Annotated in this window: 19 protein-coding genes; 12 read left to right on the top strand and 7 right to left on the bottom strand. The window is 52.1% G+C overall.

Annotation, left to right across the window (positions count from 1 at the left end):
* The first annotated feature begins 366 nt into the window (after positions 1-366).
* From R1T41_RS18310 to R1T41_RS18275, 8 genes are all read left to right on the top strand, one after another.
* Positions 367-1,128, top strand: coding sequence for an ABC transporter ATP-binding protein (locus tag R1T41_RS18310; RefSeq protein WP_348772122.1), 762 nt, complete (start codon positions 367-369; stop codon positions 1,126-1,128).
* 84 nt (positions 1,129-1,212) lie between these two features.
* Positions 1,213-2,010: a lysine/arginine/ornithine ABC transporter substrate-binding protein gene (locus R1T41_RS18305; RefSeq protein WP_062948861.1), complete on the top strand. Its 798-nt coding sequence runs from the start codon at positions 1,213-1,215 to the stop codon at positions 2,008-2,010.
* Between the two features lie 87 nt (positions 2,011-2,097).
* On the top strand, positions 2,098-2,790 hold the full coding sequence (locus tag R1T41_RS18300) for an ABC transporter permease (RefSeq protein ID WP_062948862.1): 693 nt from the start codon (positions 2,098-2,100) through the stop codon (positions 2,788-2,790).
* 3 nt (positions 2,791-2,793) lie between these two features.
* Positions 2,794-3,540, top strand: a complete 747-nt coding sequence (locus R1T41_RS18295) for an ABC transporter permease (RefSeq protein WP_197468238.1) — start codon at positions 2,794-2,796, stop codon at positions 3,538-3,540.
* A gap of 140 nt (positions 3,541-3,680) precedes the next feature.
* Positions 3,681-4,820, top strand: coding sequence for a M14 family metallopeptidase (locus tag R1T41_RS18290; protein ID WP_317338402.1), 1,140 nt, complete (start codon positions 3,681-3,683; stop codon positions 4,818-4,820).
* A gap of 88 nt (positions 4,821-4,908) precedes the next feature.
* On the top strand, positions 4,909-5,742 hold the full coding sequence (deoC, locus tag R1T41_RS18285; protein WP_317338401.1) for a deoxyribose-phosphate aldolase: 834 nt from the start codon (positions 4,909-4,911) through the stop codon (positions 5,740-5,742).
* Positions 5,743-5,799: 57 nt separating this feature from the next.
* On the top strand, positions 5,800-7,023 hold the full coding sequence (locus R1T41_RS18280) for a phosphopentomutase (protein WP_317338399.1): 1,224 nt from the start codon (positions 5,800-5,802) through the stop codon (positions 7,021-7,023).
* 3 nt (positions 7,024-7,026) lie between these two features.
* The gene (locus R1T41_RS18275; RefSeq protein ID WP_317338398.1) at positions 7,027-7,713 is read left to right on the top strand and encodes a DsbA family oxidoreductase; all 687 of its coding nucleotides are present in this window, start codon (positions 7,027-7,029) and stop codon (positions 7,711-7,713) included.
* Positions 7,714-7,773: 60 nt separating this feature from the next.
* Here the strand turns inward: R1T41_RS18275 and mfd are convergent, their stop codons facing one another.
* Together mfd and R1T41_RS18265 are read right to left on the bottom strand one after the other, a co-directional pair.
* Positions 7,774-11,271: a transcription-repair coupling factor gene (gene mfd / locus R1T41_RS18270; protein WP_317338396.1), complete on the bottom strand. Its 3,498-nt coding sequence runs from the start codon at positions 11,269-11,271 to the stop codon at positions 7,774-7,776.
* A gap of 4 nt (positions 11,272-11,275) precedes the next feature.
* The gene (locus R1T41_RS18265; RefSeq protein WP_317338394.1) at positions 11,276-11,551 is read right to left on the bottom strand and encodes a succinate dehydrogenase assembly factor 2; all 276 of its coding nucleotides are present in this window, start codon (positions 11,549-11,551) and stop codon (positions 11,276-11,278) included.
* A 233-nt stretch (positions 11,552-11,784) separates the two neighbouring features.
* Here R1T41_RS18265 and recG point away from each other — a divergent pair, with 233 nt between their 5' ends.
* Positions 11,785-13,872, top strand: coding sequence for an ATP-dependent DNA helicase RecG (gene recG / locus R1T41_RS18260; protein WP_317338392.1), 2,088 nt, complete (start codon positions 11,785-11,787; stop codon positions 13,870-13,872).
* Positions 13,873-13,930: 58 nt separating this feature from the next.
* Here the strand turns inward: recG and R1T41_RS18255 are convergent, their stop codons facing one another.
* Positions 13,931-14,779 carry a DUF502 domain-containing protein gene (locus tag R1T41_RS18255; RefSeq protein ID WP_317338390.1) on the bottom strand — a complete coding sequence of 283 codons (849 nt, stop codon included), beginning with the start codon at positions 14,777-14,779 and terminating at the stop codon, positions 13,931-13,933.
* Between the two features lie 202 nt (positions 14,780-14,981).
* Between R1T41_RS18255 and R1T41_RS18250 the strand changes: the two genes are divergently transcribed.
* Positions 14,982-15,248, top strand: coding sequence for a hypothetical protein (locus R1T41_RS18250; protein WP_062948880.1), 267 nt, complete (start codon positions 14,982-14,984; stop codon positions 15,246-15,248).
* A complete protein-coding gene (locus R1T41_RS18245; RefSeq protein WP_317338389.1) occupies positions 15,238-15,681 on the top strand; it encodes an NUDIX hydrolase in 444 nt (147 codons plus the stop codon). The genes R1T41_RS18250 and R1T41_RS18245 overlap by 11 nt, the downstream gene beginning before the upstream one ends.
* Positions 15,682-15,777: 96 nt before the next feature.
* Here the strand turns inward: R1T41_RS18245 and rpoH are convergent, their stop codons facing one another.
* The gene (rpoH, locus tag R1T41_RS18240) at positions 15,778-16,647 is read right to left on the bottom strand and encodes an RNA polymerase sigma factor RpoH (RefSeq protein WP_037992565.1); all 870 of its coding nucleotides are present in this window, start codon (positions 16,645-16,647) and stop codon (positions 15,778-15,780) included.
* A gap of 625 nt (positions 16,648-17,272) precedes the next feature.
* Here rpoH and R1T41_RS18235 point away from each other — a divergent pair.
* On the top strand, positions 17,273-17,782 hold the full coding sequence (locus R1T41_RS18235; protein WP_317338388.1) for a YchJ family protein: 510 nt from the start codon (positions 17,273-17,275) through the stop codon (positions 17,780-17,782).
* Here the strand turns inward: R1T41_RS18235 and R1T41_RS18230 are convergent.
* From R1T41_RS18230 to ssb, 3 genes are all read right to left on the bottom strand, one after another.
* Positions 17,779-18,198, bottom strand: coding sequence for an NUDIX domain-containing protein (locus tag R1T41_RS18230; RefSeq protein ID WP_231858141.1), 420 nt, complete (start codon positions 18,196-18,198; stop codon positions 17,779-17,781). The two genes, R1T41_RS18235 and R1T41_RS18230, sit on opposite strands and share 4 nt — an antisense overlap.
* A 103-nt stretch (positions 18,199-18,301) precedes the next feature.
* Positions 18,302-19,174: a hypothetical protein gene (locus tag R1T41_RS18225; protein WP_317338387.1), complete on the bottom strand. Its 873-nt coding sequence runs from the start codon at positions 19,172-19,174 to the stop codon at positions 18,302-18,304.
* A gap of 144 nt (positions 19,175-19,318) precedes the next feature.
* Entirely contained in the window at positions 19,319-19,843 is a 525-nt protein-coding gene (gene ssb / locus R1T41_RS18220; RefSeq protein ID WP_062948888.1) for a single-stranded DNA-binding protein, read from the bottom strand.
* Positions 19,844-19,876: the final 33 nt, after the last annotated feature.

Genomic DNA, 19,876 nt, shown 5'->3' with positions numbered 1-19,876 from the left:
CCGGTTGCTGCAAAAATGGTCGAAAACTAAAATGCCACGTTCAGGTGCAAAAATTTGCGCCAAGACCAAGTGTGATTCGGCACTCTCGGAAATGTTGGGAATTTTTATTGCGTAAAAACACTTAGGACAGCAGTATATTTGCTAAGGTTTCCCAACCCCGGCCAAATATAATGCGGAGAGGGCTGTTTTCTTCATATAACTGCAAAAAATCAGTAGAATTACAGTGCCCGGAAAGGCAATTATTCAGGGGAAGAATGTGATTCGGATTGTCCAAAGGGGTGAAGCATCGATTTGGTGCGGATCGGGCAGGCCCGAAACAACAAGAACTTTCAACAGGGGACTCTTTATCTCGATATGAGCACAAACATACCCGCCCTAAAGGTCGAAGGGATGTTCAAAAGCTTTGGGGAGCATGAAGTCCTCAAAGGTATTGATCTGACCGCGAATACCGGTGACGTTATTTCGATCATCGGTTCATCCGGTTCTGGCAAAAGTACCTTTTTGCGCTGCATCAACCTTCTTGAAACACCGAATTCCGGCACCGTGCATGTTCATGGCGAACTGATCAAGATGCGCGGCCTGAAAGATGGAAGTCAGGAACCGGCCGACAAAAAACAGCTTCAACGCATTCGCACCAAACTGGCTATGGTATTTCAAAGCTTCAATCTTTGGAGCCACCTGACCATTCTGGAAAATGTGATCGAAGCGCCGGTGCATGTTCTTGGCATTCCGAAAAAAGAAGCCGTCGAACGTGCCGATGCTCTGCTTCACAAAGTGGGCATGTATGAACGCCGCGACTATTATCCCGGCCACATTTCCGGCGGGCAGCAGCAACGCGCCGCAATTGCCCGCGCTTTGGCAATCGAACCTGAAGTTCTGCTGTTTGACGAGCCGACGTCCGCGCTTGATCCTGAACTTGTAGGGGAAGTTCTTCGGGTCATGACCGACCTTGCCGAAGAAGGCCGTACGATGCTGGTCGTTACGCACGAGATGGGTTTTGCCAAAGGAGTATCGAGCCACGTCATGTTCCTCCATCAGGGACTGGTGGAAGAGTTTGGAGAGCCGAAAGAGGTATTTGAAAATCCAAAATCAGAACGTATGAAGCAATTCCTTCAGCGTGATTTCTGATGTGGAAGGGCTGGTTCCGCGAAAGAACCGACCGACAAGGACAGTGTCGATACGGCCTGTTCTCAACAACAAGGGAGACTATGAATGAAAAACTGGATCAAGGTTGCGACCGCAGCAGCCGTAGGTGTAGCACTGAGTGCATCGGCAGCAAGTGCAGCCTGGGAAAAGGTCGTTATTGCGACTGAAGGTGCATATCCTCCGTTCAACTATGTCGACAAGGATGGCAAACTGCAGGGGTTTGACGTCGATTTCGCGGTAAAACTTTGTGAGACGGCTGGTATCGAATGTGAAATCGTAGCCCAGGACTGGGACGGGATCATTCCGGGTCTGCTGGCAAAAAAATATGATGCGATTATCGCCCAGATGTCGATCACCGAAGAGCGTAAACGCTCCATCGACTTCACCAATTACTACAGCACCACGCCGGCGGTATTTGTTGGTAAGGAAGGAATGTCTGTGGAGGCATGGAAAGATGGCGCAGTTGTTGAAGACGCGCTTGACGGTCTCGTGATCGGCGTTCAGCGCTCGACCACTCACTCTGCTTTCCTCGAAGACAATTTCCCGAACGCCGAAATTCGTATGTATGACACGCAGGACAACGCTCTGCTTGATCTTACGGCTGGCCGCATTGATGCAACACTGGCCGATTCCGGTGTTCTCGTTGAATGGGTCAAGTCCGATGAGGGCAAAGGCTATGCTTTCGTGTCGGAAACTTTTGCGCCTAAAGAATTCTTTGGCGAAGGTGCCGGTATCGGCATTCGCAAAGAAGATCAGGACCTGAAAGAAATCCTGAACAAGGCACTGGCCGAAATGCTTGCCAATGGTTCGTATCAGGAAATCAACAAAAAATATTTCGAAGAAATCAACCTGCACCCGAATTGATCGGAAGGCAGTTTAGGGCGGCACCAGTGTGCCGCCCTTCCCTTATTGCCCGACGTTGATGTGGCATGAAGGTTTGCAGGAGATACCATGTTTGATTTATACGGCCGCGGTTGGCAGATGCTTGAAGGTGGGCTTGTGACAGTCCAGCTTTGCCTGACCGTGCTGCCATTCATGATTATTCTCGGTTTGCTGGGCGCTTCGGCAAAATTGTCGCGTTACCGGAGCTTGCGGATAATCGGGGAAAGCTACACCGTTATTATCCGTGGCATTCCCGAGCTTTTGGTTATTTTATTGATCTATTTTGGCGGCACGATTGCCGTGCAGAACCTTGCCGAGCTTATTGGCGGTGAAGCTGTTCGTGTCGATATCCCGGCATTCTGGTCGGGCGTGGCGGCACTTGCTCTTGTTCAGGGTGCATTCGCCTCTGAAGTATTTCGCGCAGCCATGCAATCCATTCCGGTTGGCCAGATTGAAGCAGCAACTGCGTGCGGCATGACACCAGCGCAAATATTCCTTCGTATCAAGTTACCGCAACTCTGGCGGTTCGCCCTGCCCGGGCTGAATAACCTGTTTCAGGTTCTGATCAAGGATACGGCCCTGATTTCAGTCGTCGGTGTCGAGGAAATCCTGCGGAAAGCGGCGGTTGGTGCAGGGACAGAAAAAGCGCCCTTTACATTTTATCTGGTTGCAATGGCGATGTTCCTGGCTTTTACCACTGTATCGCTGTTCGTCTTCAACCGACTGGAAAAGCGGGCTTCCCGCGGCATTGCGAGGGCGTAATCGATGTTTGAAGATCTGATATACGTCCTGACCAAATATGATAGCTGGCTGTGGCAGGGTTTCCTTCTGACACTGCAATTGTTGGCGGTTTCTGTTGTATTTGGCACACTGATTGCCATCCCGCTTGCCATCGCCCGTGTTTCAAAGCTTATTTGGGTTCAGGCCCTGCCCTTTGCGTTTATCTATGTGTTTCGCGGTACGCCGCTGATCGCACAGCTGTTCATGATGTATTACGGTTGCGGGCAACTTATCGCCAACATTGAAGGCATACAGGATCACTGGTCCTGGACCTATCTGCGTGATCCCTACTGGTACTGCCTGCTGACATTCGTCCTGAATACGGCGGCCTATATGGCCGAGATCATGCGTGGTGGTATCCAGAACGTTCCGAATGGCGAGATTGAAGCTGCACGCGCGTGTGGCATGCGGCCTGCCACCATTTATCGCCGGATCATCTTCCCGCGTATGTGGCAGATCATCTGGCCTGCCTATACCAACGATGTGATTTTTACGCTTAAGGCAACATCGCTGGCATCAACGGTGACCATGATGGAATTGACCGGTGCCGCCCGCAAAATTGTTGCGCGTACCGCATTGCCATATGAAGCCTTCATTTCGGCAGGCGTGATCTATCTGATTATCGTTTATGTCCTGACCTTTGGCTTCAAGGGTGTTGAAAAATACCTGCGCCGGAACGAGAACCGGAAAGAAAACAAATCCACTATTGCGAAAGCCGGTGGACATATCTGATTTCCAGTCAAGTCTCGGGCTGTTCGATGTCGAGAAACCACAAACATTGATCGTTCGGGACATGAGTATTTCTGGCAACTGCCTCACCTGTTGTTGCCAGAGTTGCTTCTAATGCCGCCACCAACTCCCACAGGAATATCATGCAACAGGAACGCATTGAACTGCTTCGCCCGCAAATGGGTACTGCCCGCGCGCTTACCGTCCGTCGCTACGGCACCACCGGCAAAGGACCGAAAGCTTATCTTCAGGCAGCACTACATGCCGATGAACTGCCCGGAGTTATCGCCCTGCACCATTTGGAAATTCTTCTGAAAACGGCCGAAGAAAACAACCAGATCAAGGGGGAAATCGTTGTTGTGCCATTCGCCAACCCGATCGGTTTCACCCAATATGTTGACATGAAGCCGCTTGGTCGCTTTGAAATGCGCACCGGCCAGAACTTCAACCGGCACTATCCTGACCTGTGCAAGGAACTTATTGCTGCAGTTGATGGGAAACTTGGTCAGGATCCCGATGCCAACGTCGAATGTGTGCGTGCCGCACTTCGCCGACTGATCAAAGAGCATCGCGTTAATGCCGGGCCCTTGACCGACCTTGAGGATTTGCGTCTGACGCTGGCGGAACTCGCAATTGATGCAGACTATGTTCTTGACCTGCATTGCGACTGGGAAGCTGCAATGCACCTTTACACGAGCGATTCCAGCTGGCCGGACGCAGCAGACCTTTCTGCCCAAATCGGTGCGGAAGCATGTCTGATTGCCGAAGAAAGCGGTGCGAACCCGTTCGACGAAGCTTTCAGCCGCCCGTGGGTCGAACTGCGTCGTGTCTATGGTGACAAGTTCCCTATCCCAATGGCAACGCTCTCAACAACAATTGAATTGCGCGGTGAACAGGATGTTTATGATCACCTTGCCAGCCAGGATGCCAAGAACCTGTTTGCCTTTCTGCAACGTCGCGGTGTTATCGGGGGCGATCCCGGTCCCCTGCCCGAGGCAAAATGCACAGCAACGCCACTTGCTGGCGTTGATCGCGTAACGGCAACCCATGGCGGGATGATCGTGTTTTCCGTTGATGCCGGCGTGCATGTCAAGGCAGGTCAGGAACTGGGTTATGTTCTTGATTGCGAAACCGGTGACAAAACACCGTTTTCCAGCCGCACGGATGGTTTCATGTATGCCCGCGTTGGTGGGCGCCTTGTGGTGCCGGGTGGTTTGCTGTGCTCGGTGGCCGGGGCAGACGTTCTGCCGGGGCGTGAAGGACTTCTGCTGACCGCCCGTTGACCTTCTTTAGAGGACGCGATAGCAAGAGTTCGGTATAATTCATGCCGATCTCAACACTTCGCGTCCTGCGCGTTTTAAGGATACCGACATGTTCGACCTGAATTCTGTTTCAGAAGTCATTACAGCTGCCAAAGCTGCCGCAAAAAGCGATGCGGATACCGCGCGTCTGGCCATTTCTGTTCTTGATCTGACCAGTCTGAATGACGATGACACGGTCGAAAAGATCGAAGCACTGTGTGATCGCGCACAAAGCCCAGCAGGCAATACTGCCGCTGTTTGCGTTTACGCCCCTTTCGTCGAAACCGCATGGCGGGCACTGGGACAAAGCGGCGTTAAAACCGCAACCGTAGTCAATTTCCCAGCTGGTGGCGCCAATGCGCAGCGTGTCGGCGACGAAACCGCTGACGCGGTTGCCAAGGGTGCGGACGAGGTTGATCTGGTTCTGCCTTACAAAGCTTTTCTTGCCGGGGACATTCAGACCGTCATTGATGTGATTGAGGCAACCCGCATGGCTTGCGGCCCGATGACGACGATGAAGGTTATCCTTGAAAGTGGCGAGTTTGACGATCTTTCAAAGGTTTATGACGCAGCCCGCCTTGCGATCAAGCATGGTGCGAATTTCGTCAAAACATCGACCGGGAAGGTGCCGGTTGGCGCAACGCCCGAGGCCGCGGTGGCAATGATCACAGCCATCCGCGACGCCCGCGAGGAAGATGGCCTTGCCTGCGGTTTCAAGGCATCTGGCGGTGTCAAAACGACCGATGACGCAGCACTCTTTCTTGCCATTGCGGACGAGATCATGGGTGAAGGCTGGGCAGAGCCTGCAACGTTCCGCTTCGGTGCAAGCGGGGTCCTGACAGCCTTGTTGGAAACTTGCGGTATTGATCCGGCATCGGTACCCAGAACGACTGGCAACTACTGAGAATAATGACTATCTGCCAATCAGCACGAATGGCAGATACAGCTGAAGGAAGACGAAATGGCGCGCGCCATCATCATTGTTGCAGACAGTTTCGGTATCGGTGCAGCCCCGGATGCGGCCAAGTTCGGTGATCAGGGATCGGACACCTTAGGTCATATTGCAGAAAACTGCGCCAAGGGGCTGGCAGACAATGATATTCGTAAAGGTACCCTGAACATACCAAACATGACGGCACTGGGCCTTGGCGAAGCTGCCAGGGATGCAACCGGTCGTGTTCCGCCGGGGCTTGAGCATGGGGGGGCGATCATCGGGGCCTATGGCCACGCCAAAGAACTGTCCCGCGGCAAGGATACGCCAAGCGGACATTGGGAAATCGCCGGTGTTCCTGTTGATTTTGACTGGGGTTATTTTCCACTTGAAGTCCCGACCTTCCCCAAGGAGCTAACCGATGCCCTGATCGAACAGGCAAAACTGCCCGGCATTCTGGGCAATTGTCATGCGTCTGGCACGACGATCATTACCGAGCTTGGTGAAGAACACATCAAAACCGGCATGCCGATTTGCTATACCTCGGCCGATAGCGTGTTTCAGATTGCCGCCCACGAGGAGCATTTCGGCCTGGATCGGTTGTACGAGGTTTGCGAGATCGCCTTTAAACTGGTTGCGCCTTACAATATTGGCCGTGTTATCGCACGCCCGTTTGTGGGTAGCAGCCCTGCTGATTTCAAACGAACGGCAAACCGCCGCGACATTGCCATTCCGCCGCATAAACCAACCCTGCTGGATAAATTTAGCGAGGCTGGCGGGACAGTCATATCGGTGGGTAAAATTGCAGATATCTATGCGCAGCGCGGCATTTCAAAAAAGGTCAAGGCATCGGGCAATATGGCCCTTTTTGACGCCATGATGACCGAAATTGATCAGGCCCCTGATAACAGCATCGTTTTCACCAATCTGGTCGATTTCGATATGGAATTCGGCCATCGTCGTGATGTACCCGGCTATGCCAACGCACTTGAAGAATTCGATGCCCGGATTCCCGAACTGCGTGCGGTTTTAAAGCCGGACGATCTTGTCATTATCACCGCGGATCACGGCTGTGACCCGACATGGCGCGGCAACGACCACACACGTGAGTTCGTGCCGATTATGGCGTTTGGTCCTGCCATTCAACCCGGTCCGATTGGCATGCGCGACAGTTTCGCCGATATCGGTCAAACCATTGCAGACCATCTTGGTATTGCGCCACTTGCGGCGGGTACTTCTTTCCTGAATGGATAAAACATGAACTGGCAACTTGGACATAGCGAAGCATCGATGGCGGCGATCCGGATTGAGGCGATCATCGATACGGTATGTCCCTGGTGCTATATCGGCAAAAAACGGCTGGAAAAGGCGCTCGCGCGCGAGCAATTGGACCACATGCCGATTACCTGGCGTCCATTCCTGTTAAACCCCGATATGCCAAATGGTGGCATTGACCGGAAATTGTATCTTTCCGCCAAATTCGGTGGCACTGAAAGTGCAACCCGTGTCTACAAGGCGATCGAAGCTGCAGGGGCAGCCGTTGGGATCGACTTCAACTTTGATGCCATTCGCCTGACACCAAACTCAACAGATTCCCATCGTCTGATTTATAAGGTTTGTGCCGAACGTCCCGCCGTCGGCAACGATCTTGTTGAAGACCTGTTCACCGCTTACTTCCTTGATGGACGCGATATTGGCGATCATGACGTTCTGTCCGAAATTGCCGTCTCCCATGGCGAGGACAGAAACGAAATCCTTGATTATCTTGGTGGTGATATGGATCGTGAATTCGTATCGCAGGAAAACCGTGTCGCCCATCAAATGGGGGTAACCGGTGTGCCCTGCTTCCTGTTTAATAGCCGCCATGCTCTGTCCGGGGCACAGGAACCCGATATCCTGCAACGTATGATCCGTCTGGCGCGCCAGGAAGAAACACCCGTCTGATATGCGCCTCATTCGGAAAGAAAAAGGCAGGTACCGTTTCCGGACGGACCCGCCTTTTATTTATGCCTTTGCCGCAATATCGGCCAGACGACGCATCAGACGCTTCAAACCCTCCAGACGGTCTGTCGGACCATCCCAACCAGCGGCATAGACGATCTTGTGATCCGGACGCAAACGTGCCACGCCAACCTGTTGCTGGATAAAACCAACCAGACCGGCCGGGTTCGGAAATTCGTTATTGCGTAGCGTGATCAGCGCACCTTTCGGACCGGCATCAAGTTTTTCGATATTCGATGTCCGGCACCACTGCTTGATCATGACCACATCCAGAAGGTTTTCAACTTCCTTCGGCAATTTGCCGAACCGGTCAATCATCTCGGCGGCGAATTGATCGACTTCCTCGCGTGAACGTAATTCCGAGATACGACGATACAGGCCAAGTCGCACACCAAGATCAGGCACATAGCGATCCGGTATCAGAACCGGCATTCCAACATTGATCTGCGGGACGAAGGATGTCGCATCATCGGCTTCGATCTCTCCCTTGGCTTCTGCCACGGCTTCTTCGATCATTTGCTGATAAAGTTCGATCCCTACTTCCTTGATATGGCCGGATTGTTCCTCGCCAAGCAGGTTCCCTGCCCCACGAATGTCAAGGTCATGGCTGGCAAGATTAAAACCGGCACCAAGACTGTCAAGCGTCTGCATGACCTCAAGTCGTTTCAGCGCCGTTGCGGTGAGTTTCTTGCCATTCGGCAACGTCAGATAGGCATATGCACGCTGTTTTGATCGGCCGATACGCCCGCGCAACTGATAAAGCTGTGCCAGCCCGAACATGTCAGCACGATGGATGATCATGGTATTGGCGTTCGGAACATCGATGCCGGACTCAATGATGTTGGTCGCAAGCAACAAATCAAATTTGCGATCGGTGAAATCGGTCATCACCTGTTCAAGGTCACGAGGCCCCATTTGGCCATGTGCAACGTCAAACTTGATTTCAGGCACAAGTGTTTCAAGTTCTTTCGCAATCCGTCCAAGTTCATTGACCCGCGGACACACATAGAAGATTTGCCCCCCACGGTGACGTTCACGCAGGATCGCTTCGCGCACGACTACCGGGTCATAAGGCGTGATATAGGTCCGAACAGCTAAGCGATCGACCGGCGGTGTTGCAATAATCGAAAGTTCTTTAACTCCGGTCAGCGCAAGCTGCAATGTGCGCGGGATCGGCGTCGCCGTTAGCGTCAGAACGTGAACATCGGTTTTAAGCTCTTTCAGGCGTTCCTTGTGCTTTACGCCGAAATGCTGCTCTTCATCGATAATCAGAAGCCCAAGGTCCTTGAACTTTACACCATTGCCCAACAGTGCGTGCGTACCGCATACGATATCGACATGTCCGCTTTCAAGGTTGTCCTTGACCAGTTTGGCGTTCTTACCGGTTACCAGACGCGACAGTTGTTCAACCCGGACCGGAAGCCCATCAAAGCGTTGCCTGAAGGTCAGGTAATGCTGCCGGCACAACAACGTGGTCGGGGCGACAATCGCAACCTGCTTACCGGACATCACCGCGGCAAAGGCAGCACGCAATGCAACCTCTGTCTTACCAAAACCGACATCACCACACACAAGACGATCCATAGGTTTGCCCGCCGCGAGATCGTCCAACGTGTCACGAATGGCACGCGCCTGATCTTCGGTTTCGGCAAACGGAAAGCTTGCACAGAACTCGTCATAACTGCCTTCGGGGGCGGTCAAGGCCGCTCCTTTGCGCAGATGGCGTTCGGCGGCAACCTTGATCAGCTTGCCAGCCATATCACGGATACGTTCGCGCAGCTTGGCTTTGCGGGCTTGCCATGCAACACCGCCAAGCTTGTCAAGGATCGACAATCCCTCGTCCGAGCCATATCGCGACAGAACTTCAATATTTTCTACCGGGACAAAAAGCTTGTCCCCGCCGTCATATTCCAGTTCCAGACAATCGTGTGGCGCACCACCTGCGGTAACGGTCCGAAGACCAAGATAGCGACCGATCCCGTGATCAAGGTGAACGACGAGGTCACCCTCTGAAATCTCGGATGCTTCCCGCAGGAAGTTTTCGGCCTTGCGACGGCGTCCGCCCGGGCGGCTCATGCGGTCGCCCAGAATATCCTGTTCCGATAGGATCCAAAGGCCTTCGCGGCGGAAACCATGCTCAAGGTCAAGAATAACAATGGCGAGCTGTTCCGGTGTCAAATCATTGGTGATGTCTTCCCAGCATTCCGCGGTTACAACCTTGGCAACACCATGTTCGCGCAAGACGGAAACCATACGGTCACGTGATCCGTCAGAATAGGCCGCAATAACAACCTGCTGATTTTTCCCACGCTGGACAGAAATGAAATCGCGTAGCTCGTCATAAAGGTTGGTATCGGCTCGTGCCCGCACATCGCCAAAATCACGTCCCGGTCGTGCGCCCATATCAAAAACGGCACGCTCAGGACTTTCTTCCTCGTAATAGGGTGAAAGCTCAAGAACCGTGCGATCATTCAGCATTCGGTCAAATTCGGCCTGATCCAGATAAAGCCGTTCGGGTGGAACAGGTTTGTAAACATTGTCCCCCGAAAGCCCGCCGCCCTTTATGTTCAGGCGCGCCTGATAATAATCGTCAATCATCTCAAGGCGGTTTTCGATAACCTCGCCATATTGATGATCAAAACTGACCATTACATCCGGCAGATAGGCAAAAACAGTGTCCATACCGTCGTGGAATAGCGGCAGCCAATGTTCCATGCCACCATATTTCAAGCCGTTACTGATCGACTCATAAAGTGGATCAGCTTGCGATACGACACCAAAAAGTTCGCGATATCCACTGCGGAACCGGGAAATGCTGTCCTGATCGAGGAACACTTCGCCAACGGGCAAAAGGGCGATTTCATTGATCCGTCCGACGGTACGCTGCGTTTCAACGTCAAACCGGCGAATACTTTCGATCTCGTCCCCAAAGAAATCAAGCCGCACGGGCTCTTTCATGCCGGGTGCAAAGATATCAAGAATATCACCGCGAACCGCGTAATCACCTGGCTCCATAACCTGTTCGGCACGGTTATAGCCCATCCGATCGAAATATCCGGTCAGATCGGCGCGCGAATGTTCCTGTCCTGACTTAAAGGTCAGTTTGCCATCCCGCATGACGTCGACCCGCGGAACCCGCTGCATGATCGCGGCCGCTGTTGCCAGAACAATACGTCCCTGCCCACTGGCCGGTTTGATATCCTCGGCCAGTGTCGTCAATGTTTCAACACGGCGTGCCGTTACTTCGGCAATCGGCGAAACCCGGTCATAGGGCAAGCAATCCCATGCAGGCAGGGTTAAGACCTCGACCTCGCCCGCAAAGAAAGCAAGTGCCTCCGCAAGCTGGGCCATGCGTTTATCATCGCGCACGACATGCAGGATTGTTGAGTTGTTTACCGATGCATCCAGCAATTCACGCAGCAGCAAAGCGTCGGCACCCTCTGGCACGCCACACAGCCGTTTGCGACCTTTAGTCGAAATAATTTCTTTTAATTTGCTCAATGTTTTAACGTGCGTTGCTCAGTTCCTGAATCATGTGTAGCACGTCGGTATCGTAATCTTCCGGTGCCGGTTCTTTACCCGTTGCCCATTTAAAGAAATCGGCATCGGGAACGTCATTCATCAGTGTTTCAAAACGTTCGAGTTGCGCCTCTGACAGGGTCGCAAGGTGTGCATCCATGAACCGACCGATCAGGATATCGTTCTCCTTGGTGCCGCGATGGCCGCCGCGAAACAGCAACTTCTTGCGTCGTACTTCAAGTTCTTTGCTGTCGATACTCACGTTCGATCTCCTGTCTTTTCTGGTTCCATGCCTTGGCACAAAACCAAAGGCACAGATTGTCTTTTGTGGCATGGTTTGTACGGTAAATTCACCGATTGGTCCATGCTGTCATCCATCCAATTTGCATTGGCTCGTGACTTGTCGGTTGTCGCACGATAATTTTGTTGTATACCCAGCACGTAAACCGATTTGTTCTATTAACGTTCTCATCTGAAAACTCAACGAAAACTGTCATGCGTCCGGAAATTTTATTCCCGCTTTTTGCTGAAATCGACAGCCTGCCCGGTATTGGTCCGCGCCTGAAGCCTTTGCTCGCGCGGTTGATTGGTGGTGAGCATGTTGTCGATTTGCTCTGGCATCTGCCATCCGGGCTGATTGACCGGCGTTTTTCACCGCCGCTAACAGAAACAATTGACGGGTCGATTGTTACGCTTGATGTCTGGGTCGAACACCATGACGCTCCGCCGAACCGCCGCCGTCCATATCGGGTAATTTGCAAAACCCAGAGTGGCCCGGTGGTTTTGGCATTTTTCAATGCACGCGCCAAATACCTGAATGAAGTTTTACCAACAGGTGAAAAACGAATTGTATCGGGCAAAATTGATCACTATCGGGGCGAATATCAGATCACCCATCCTGACCGGATCGGGACCGAGGCCGAGCGCGAGGAAATTCAGACCGTCGAGCCTGTTTATCCGATGTCTGCCGGTGTTACAGGTAAAACACTAACCAAATCGACCCGGGCAGCCCTGACAATGGTGCCAGAACTGCCGGAATGGCATGATCCCGCTTTACAGGCACGCCACAAATGGCCGAACCTGAAATCCGCCCTGCATCAAGTTCATAATCCTGAAAATGAGAGTGATCTGTCACCTGACCATCCTGCCCGCAAACGACTTGCCTATGATGAGTTGCTGGCAAATCAGCTTGCCCTTGCACTTATCCGGGCCAAAATGCGCAAGCTGGGCGGAATATCGACAAAGGGTGATGGCCGTTTGCGCAAGGCCCTTGAAGCAGAACTGCCCTTTGCCATGACGGGTGCGCAGCAACGCGCCCTGAAAGACATTTACGAGGATATGGGCAGCAACGGTCGCATGTTGCGCCTGCTTCAGGGGGATGTTGGTTCGGGGAAAACGGTTGTCGCGCTGATGGCCATGCTGAACGCAATCGAAGCTGGTCGTCAGGCTGCATTAATGGCCCCGACAGAAATACTTGCCCGCCAGCATTTTGAAACCATTGCCCCCCTTCTGGAAAAGATCGGCGTGAACTGCGCCATCCTGACAGGGCGCGATAAAGGCAAAAGTCGCAAGACAGCACTCGACGGCTTTGCCAATGGAACTTTTCAGGTTGCTGTTGGTACGCATGCGCTGTTCCAGGAAGACGTGCAGTTCCAAGACCTAGCCTTTGCCGTTGTCGATGAACAGCATCGATTTGGCGTACATCAACGCCTTATGCTGGCTGGCAAGGGACAGGCAGTCGATGTCCTGGTCATGACCGCAACACCGATCCCCAGAACTCTGACCCTGACAGCGTTCGGGGATATGGAAGTATCGCGGCTGGACGAAAAACCGCCGGGACGAAAGCCGGTTGATACTCGCGTTCTACCTGCGGACAAGGTTGACGATGTCATATCAGGCATCGGTCGCGCCATGCGCACCGGGACCAAAATCTACTGGGTTTGCCCCTTGGTCGAGGATTCCGAATTCCTCGATTTGCAGGCTGCAGAAGAACGGTGTCGCATTCTGGTCGACCTGTTTGGCGAAAGCCGTGTCGGACTTGTCCACGGTAGAATGAAAGCCAAGGACAAGGATGCCGTGATGGAGCGCTTCGCCCACGGTGATCTGTCTATTCTTGTCGCGACAACGGTGATTGAAGTTGGGGTGAACGTGCCCGACGCAACAATCATGGTCATCGAACACGCCGAACGGTTTGGTCTGGCACAACTTCATCAGTTGCGTGGGCGGATCGGGCGCGGAGACGCGGCATCAACCTGCCTGCTGCTGTATGGTTCACCTTTAGGCGAGATTTCCAAAGCCCGTCTCAAGATCATGCGCGAGACAGAAGACGGTTTTATCATTGCCGAGGAAGATCTTCGCTTGCGTGGTGCGGGCGAAGTTCTGGGCACCCGGCAAAGCGGATTGCAAGCCTATCGCCTTGCCAGTCTGGAAATGCACGGTGATCTTCTGGCAATCGCCCGCGACGACGCCCGCCTGATTGTCGAACTTGATCCTGACCTGCAAAAGCCACGCGGAGAAGCATTACGGTTGTTGTTGTATCTTTTCGAACGCGACGAAGCCGTTCGCTATTTCCGATCAGGATAAAAACAAAGGGCGCTTGCAAATTGCAGCGCCCTTCTCATTCTATAGATTTCAAGCCGCTTCAAGCGTCTTCGCGGCTCTTGTCATCTGCATTTTCGTTTCCCGCTTCCGGGTGCTTGGAAACCAGAACCGGTGTATTTTCTTTTTCGCGCAGAACATCAAGGTCTTCGTATGTTTTGGCTGACACGGCCGGTTTGGCTTGTGCCTCTGCCGAGCGGCGATCCGGTGGTGTTACAATCCCACCGGACATAACCATTTTAATCGCTTCCTCGACCGTCATATCCAAGATTACGATATCCTTGCGCGGCACGAACAGAAGGAAACCTGATGTCGGGTTCGGTGTCGTCGGAAGAAAGATATTAATCACAGTATCTTCCGTCAGATTTTGCACTTCACCTTTGGTTTGGCCTGTAATGAAGCCGATTGCCCACATGCCACGACGTGGATATTCAAGCAAAACTGCCTGTCTGAATGCATTGGACTGATTGGCCAGAACCGTTTCAAGGATCTGCTTTACCGCTCCATAGATACTGCGAACCGCAGGGATGCGCGCCAGAATGCGTTCATAAAGCTTGATCAGGGCACGACCGGCAAAGTTGGTGGTGAACCAGCCGACGACCGTGATGAAAATCAAGATCACCAAAAGGCCAAATCCCGGGATACCATATTCCTGATAGCCTTCGGGCAGGTAATAGACCGGGTTATAATGTCCCGGGATCAGCGGCATGACCTTGCTGTCAACAAATTCGATAAACCACCATGCCAGTCCGAATGTAATGACAAGCGGTGCGCTAACAAGAACACCGGTCAGAAAATAGGCACGCACACGGGCGAAAAGCCCCGGGCTTGGCAGTGCATGACCGGAACTTTCATTGTCCGTTTCATGCTGGTCGTCACGATTGGCGGTCATTGATCACCTGTGAAGATGGGTCGCATTACATGGCACTGCCTGTAATACATGTTTGCATTCACCATTTGTCAGTAGGAATATGGCAATGCTGCGACTATTGATCTGGGGCAACTCCCCTTCCCTGAAGTGATAGCAGCATTCAAGTTTGCGGCGCAACCAAACAAACCGGGTGACACCAAACCGCCATCGTATAGGAGTTGTTTTGCAGGTCTGGATTGTAGAATACATATATGATGACAATGGCTCTGTTGGCATACGAACCGCCAAAGTTACTGCTCCTGATTATGAGACTGCCCGGCATTTTGCTCTGGGGGATGCACCAAGCGTCGATTTTGTCATGTCGCTACGTCCGGAGTCCGATGATCAGTTTCTCGGGCGACCGGCTATCCGGGCCCGTGAAATGACAGGCCAGGTCGTCCATGATGTTGTCGATCCTGACGAAGACATCGAAGAAGACGATGACATCTGATACCGACAAACGCGACTATCTGACACGGCCCATCATTGGCATTGGCGCTGTTGTATGGCACGGCGATAATGTTCTTTTGATCCAGCGCGGCAAGGCGCCAAACAAAGGCAGTTGGAGCCTTCCGGGCGGTGCGCAGGAACTTGGGGAAACATTGCGTGAAGCGGTTCATCGCGAAGTTTTTGAAGAAACTGGAATCACGATTTCCGAACCGGTCCTGGTTGATACCGTCGATCTGATAACACCCGATAAAAACGGTCGGGTGCAATATCACTACACCCTGATCGACTTTGTCGCAGAAGCATTGGAAGCAGATTTAAAAGCCGGTGGTGACGCCGCGAATGCCCGGTGGGTATCACCGACAGAACTTGGCAATTATCAGCTTTGGGATAAAACCCGTGATATGATCAATCGCTCTCGCGCTTTGCGCCGATGACCCGACCATGATCCCATCGTGAAGCAGATCACATTACCATAAAGAAAAAGGCGACATCCTGTGATGCCGCCTTCTCTGTTTGTGTTCGGAGTCTGGTTATGCCGCAGCATGCTGCGTCAGAACAGATTCCTGAATTTTCTTGAAAGCGCGTGCCTCAAGCTGACGCACACGTTCACGACTTACACCGAACCGTTCGCCGAGCTTTTCAAGCGTGATCGGATCGTCGCTCAGAAAACGGGCTTCGATAATTTCACGCTCGCGCTCCGGCAATTCACCCATTGCGCTTTTTAGCATGTCGTTATGCAGAACACGTTCCTCGGCGTCGGCCACAATGCTTTCCGGGCTGGGTGCATCGGATGACAGGGTATCAAGATACTCCATACCTTCGTCTTTTGGCATCGGCGTATTCAGCGAGAAATCACGCGCCGCGAGGCGACGATTCATTTCCAACGCTTCCTTGCCGGTTACACCAAGCTTTTCTGCAACCGCATCGGCCTGCTCGGGGGACAGTTCACCATTATCATAAATGTTGAGCTGCTTTTTGGCTTTACGCAGGCTGAAGAACAGCTTTTTCTGTGCGGCCATCGTGCCGAGTTTCACCATAGACCAGCTGTGCAGGATATATTCGGTCACAGCCGCTTTGATCCACCACATTGCATAGGTTGAAAGACGGAAACCGCGCTCCGGGTCAAACTTCTGAACAGCACGCATCAGGCCGGTATTACCCTCTGCCACCAGATCAGCCATCGGCAAGCCATAGCCGCGATATCCAAAGGCAATTTTCGCAACAAGACGCAGGTGACTTGTGACCAGCTTGTGAGCTGCATCGGTGTCATCATGCTCATGATAGCGGCGTGCAAGCATATATTCTTCGTCTACGCTGAGCATCGGGAACTTCCAGACCTGTCTCAGGTAACCAGAGAATCCGTCATCCTGCGGTACAGCAGGTAATTTAATCGTGCTCATATCATGTCCTCCAGAGAGGTTTACGCATCACGCCTGACAATTCTTCCTACGAATTCAAACAGACTCTAGATGACGCGCAAACACTGTCAGTTGTGAACTTAATCACTCGGACGACCGGCAGTCATTTTGGGAAATGGTTCCGTCCGGTCGCAATTTCATCCCATAGGCCCTATGGGAGAGGACAGCAGACGCAAAGATAACTCATATTCATCGTGTCTCTTCCTTCCTCGAAGCAAATCGACAATTTACATGTCCGCCATTAGGCCGGAACACTATCCGGCGGTGCCATTGGGCCCCCACCCGCAAAAGTTAATATATCTAAACCCGAGTAAATTCGTCAAGATAAACCTGACCGGATTTCAGTTATATTTAACTTTCAATATCAGCATTTTACATAATTTACCCGATAAATCCAGTCGGATATTATCAATGCTGACAATCTTACGCTAGGATCGATATGCGGCAAAAAAAAGGCACGCTGTATTGTTTTTCACAGAGTTTTTGCGCTTTAGATAAAGTCTCGCTTATTCGCGTGTCCTGCGCGAAACCTGTTGCCATTCCCCCAGCATCAACCCTAAGACCATTTTGACCGGCAACAGCATACATGACCAAAGGACAGCTATAGATGAACATGGCGAAAACAGACGCAATATCCCCCTGTCCATGTGGTGCCCCCAAAATCTTTGGCAAATGCTGCGGTGAACTACTATCTGGAAAGCGCAAAGCCTCAACGGCAGAGCAATTGATGCGGTCTCGGTATAGTGCTTTTGTCACTCGCGATGCCGATTACCTGCTGGCGACCCTTGCTCCGGAAAAGGCATCCGGATTTGATCCTGAGCAGATCAAGGCAGATAACAATGAATGGCTAGGCCTGGAAATTATTGCCACACACAAAGGTGGCATCCTCGATCAGCACGGGATGGTCGAATTTATTGCCCGATTTCGTGACAACGGGCGGGATCACGCGCTACATGAAATATCCCGGTTCGAACGGCGTAATGGTAACTGGTTGTATATCGATGGTGAATTTCCCGAAACATCGCCCGGCAATATCACGGCCAGCCCAACAAATACCGGTCGAAATGATCCCTGCCCGTGTGGCTCTGGGAAGAAATACAAAAAATGCTGCGGCTAGGATGACGCTTGTTCGCCCATAACACCGATCTCAAGGGCCCAGCGATGAAACGGACGGATTAGTTGTTGATAGGCTTCGTCATAGGTCAACCAGATTAATTCATGATCTGGTTCAACCGGAGGCCCCAAACGTTCGGTAAATTTGCACAGGAAAAACACACCGCGTTTTAGTCGAAATCGACCTTTGGCAAAGTTATTGACGTATTGTGACGCAATACCAAGGCGATTATGGATATCGATCTTGTAACCGGATTCTTCATAGGCTTCGCGATGCAATGCATCGCGTTCACTTTCTCCGCGCTCCACCCCACCACCAATAAGCACCAGCCCCTTTGGGGTACGCGCAACGGCAACTTCGCCTGCATCGTTCAGGATGACGGCATAGACACAGTCTTGCACGATATAATTTCTACCCATGTCAGGGTTGCCAAAGATCGGTCCAACCAAATTGATGTTCCTGGATTGCGGCCTTGCAAATATGTTCAAATGAACACTTCAGATGTTTGAAGTTACGACAATTTCAAATTGTCCGTGCCTGATCAAGCAGCAATTGACACCGAACTGCATCCAGACGCAATTCTGTGCGGCGTGCATCCGAGAAGTACTTTTTAAGGTCATCATTTGATACCGGTATTTCAAGACCACCGAACTCGGACGACAGACGTTTGACATGGTGTTCAGGCAATATCCGATCACGAAACCTGCCCTTGTTCAGGAACTTCTCGGCCAATGCAAAATCAAGCTGCATATTCCGATACAGGATGGTCTGGTAATTTGCGTGTATCTGCAAGTTTCCCTCGGCCGAAACGAACAGGATCGGGAACATGACGGCAAGCTCCGGTAAGTGCCGGTTCGGATATACCTGACCGTTCCAGTACTTTTCCGCCAAGCTGCCGTAAATATCGTAATCAGAAATCGAATGGAATCTGGCTTTGCCAAGTGGAAGAATTTCCACCTTTGGCTTGGTGATCGTTACAGTATCGTTGGAAACATCGACATAAAGATCTCCGAACTGGAATGCGTTCTGAAAATATTCGTGGCGCAGATTGCCCCAGACCCTTTTGGCAATCCCCCCCTGCAGACAGAAATCGCGCAACGCCGCAAGTCCCAATGTCTTTGGTGATCGGAGTTCATGTTCCAGCAGGTCTTTGACCCCCTTGGTTATCTCGTAACAATAGCCTTTCGGATAAATACCCTTTGAGGGATGGTTCGTCGGGTCGAATTCCTGATCGAACTGCAGTCTCAGACGCAGCATGTCGTCATAAAGTTCCTTCAAACGGGGCAGCAGGTACTTTTTCGTCAGTTTGACCTGTTTGAAGTTCGTCGGCAGGATTTGTTCCTCTTCTGCCTGACGCTTTATGAATTCAAGACTTAGCTTGCCGCTGGATATCATTTTATATGCAACTTCTCGCCAATCACGATCCGGAACACTAACACAGACCTAAAAAACCTAGTGTTGCTTAGCCTTTAAACAAAGATGCCCCCGGACAAAAGCATGTTCGGAGGCATCAATGAAATCTTGTAATCAAATATTTTCTTAGAATGGAATCTCGTCATCGAGATCCGGTGCACCAGCCGGTGCCGAACCGCTACCCGAGGAGGATCCGCTGTTACCCCAGCCAGCATCGGAACCGCCGCCGTATCCACCACCGTTATCTGCACCGTATCCGCCGCCCGATCCGGAACCACCACCCATTCCGCCGCCTTCGCCGCGGTTATCCAGCATGGTCAGGTTCGAGTTAAAGCCTTCAAGAACGATCTCGGTGGTGTAGTTGTCCTTGCCATCCTGTCCCTGCCACTTGCGGGTGCGGAGCTGGCCTTCGATGTAAAGCTTGCTGCCTTTTTTCACAAAGCGCTCGACAACGTCGGCAAGGCCTTCGTTGAAGACGACAATACGATGCCATTCGGTGCGCTCGCGGCGCTCACCCGACTGACGGTCACGCCATTGTTCCGAAGTCGCAATGCTGAAATTGGCAATCTTTTTGCCCGCCTGGGTGAAACGGATTTCAGGGTCGCGGCCGAGGTTCCCGACGAGAATGACTTTATTGACACTGCCAGCCATGGGTTATCTTCCAAAGTTTGTGTTGTCCGCCGT

This window comes from Thalassospira lucentensis (genome assembly GCF_032921865.1).
GTDB classification, from domain to species: domain Bacteria; phylum Pseudomonadota; class Alphaproteobacteria; order Rhodospirillales; family Thalassospiraceae; genus Thalassospira; species Thalassospira lucentensis_A.
The sequence above is the reverse complement of the archived record's forward strand: the minus strand, read 5'-3'. Positions and strand labels throughout refer to the sequence as shown.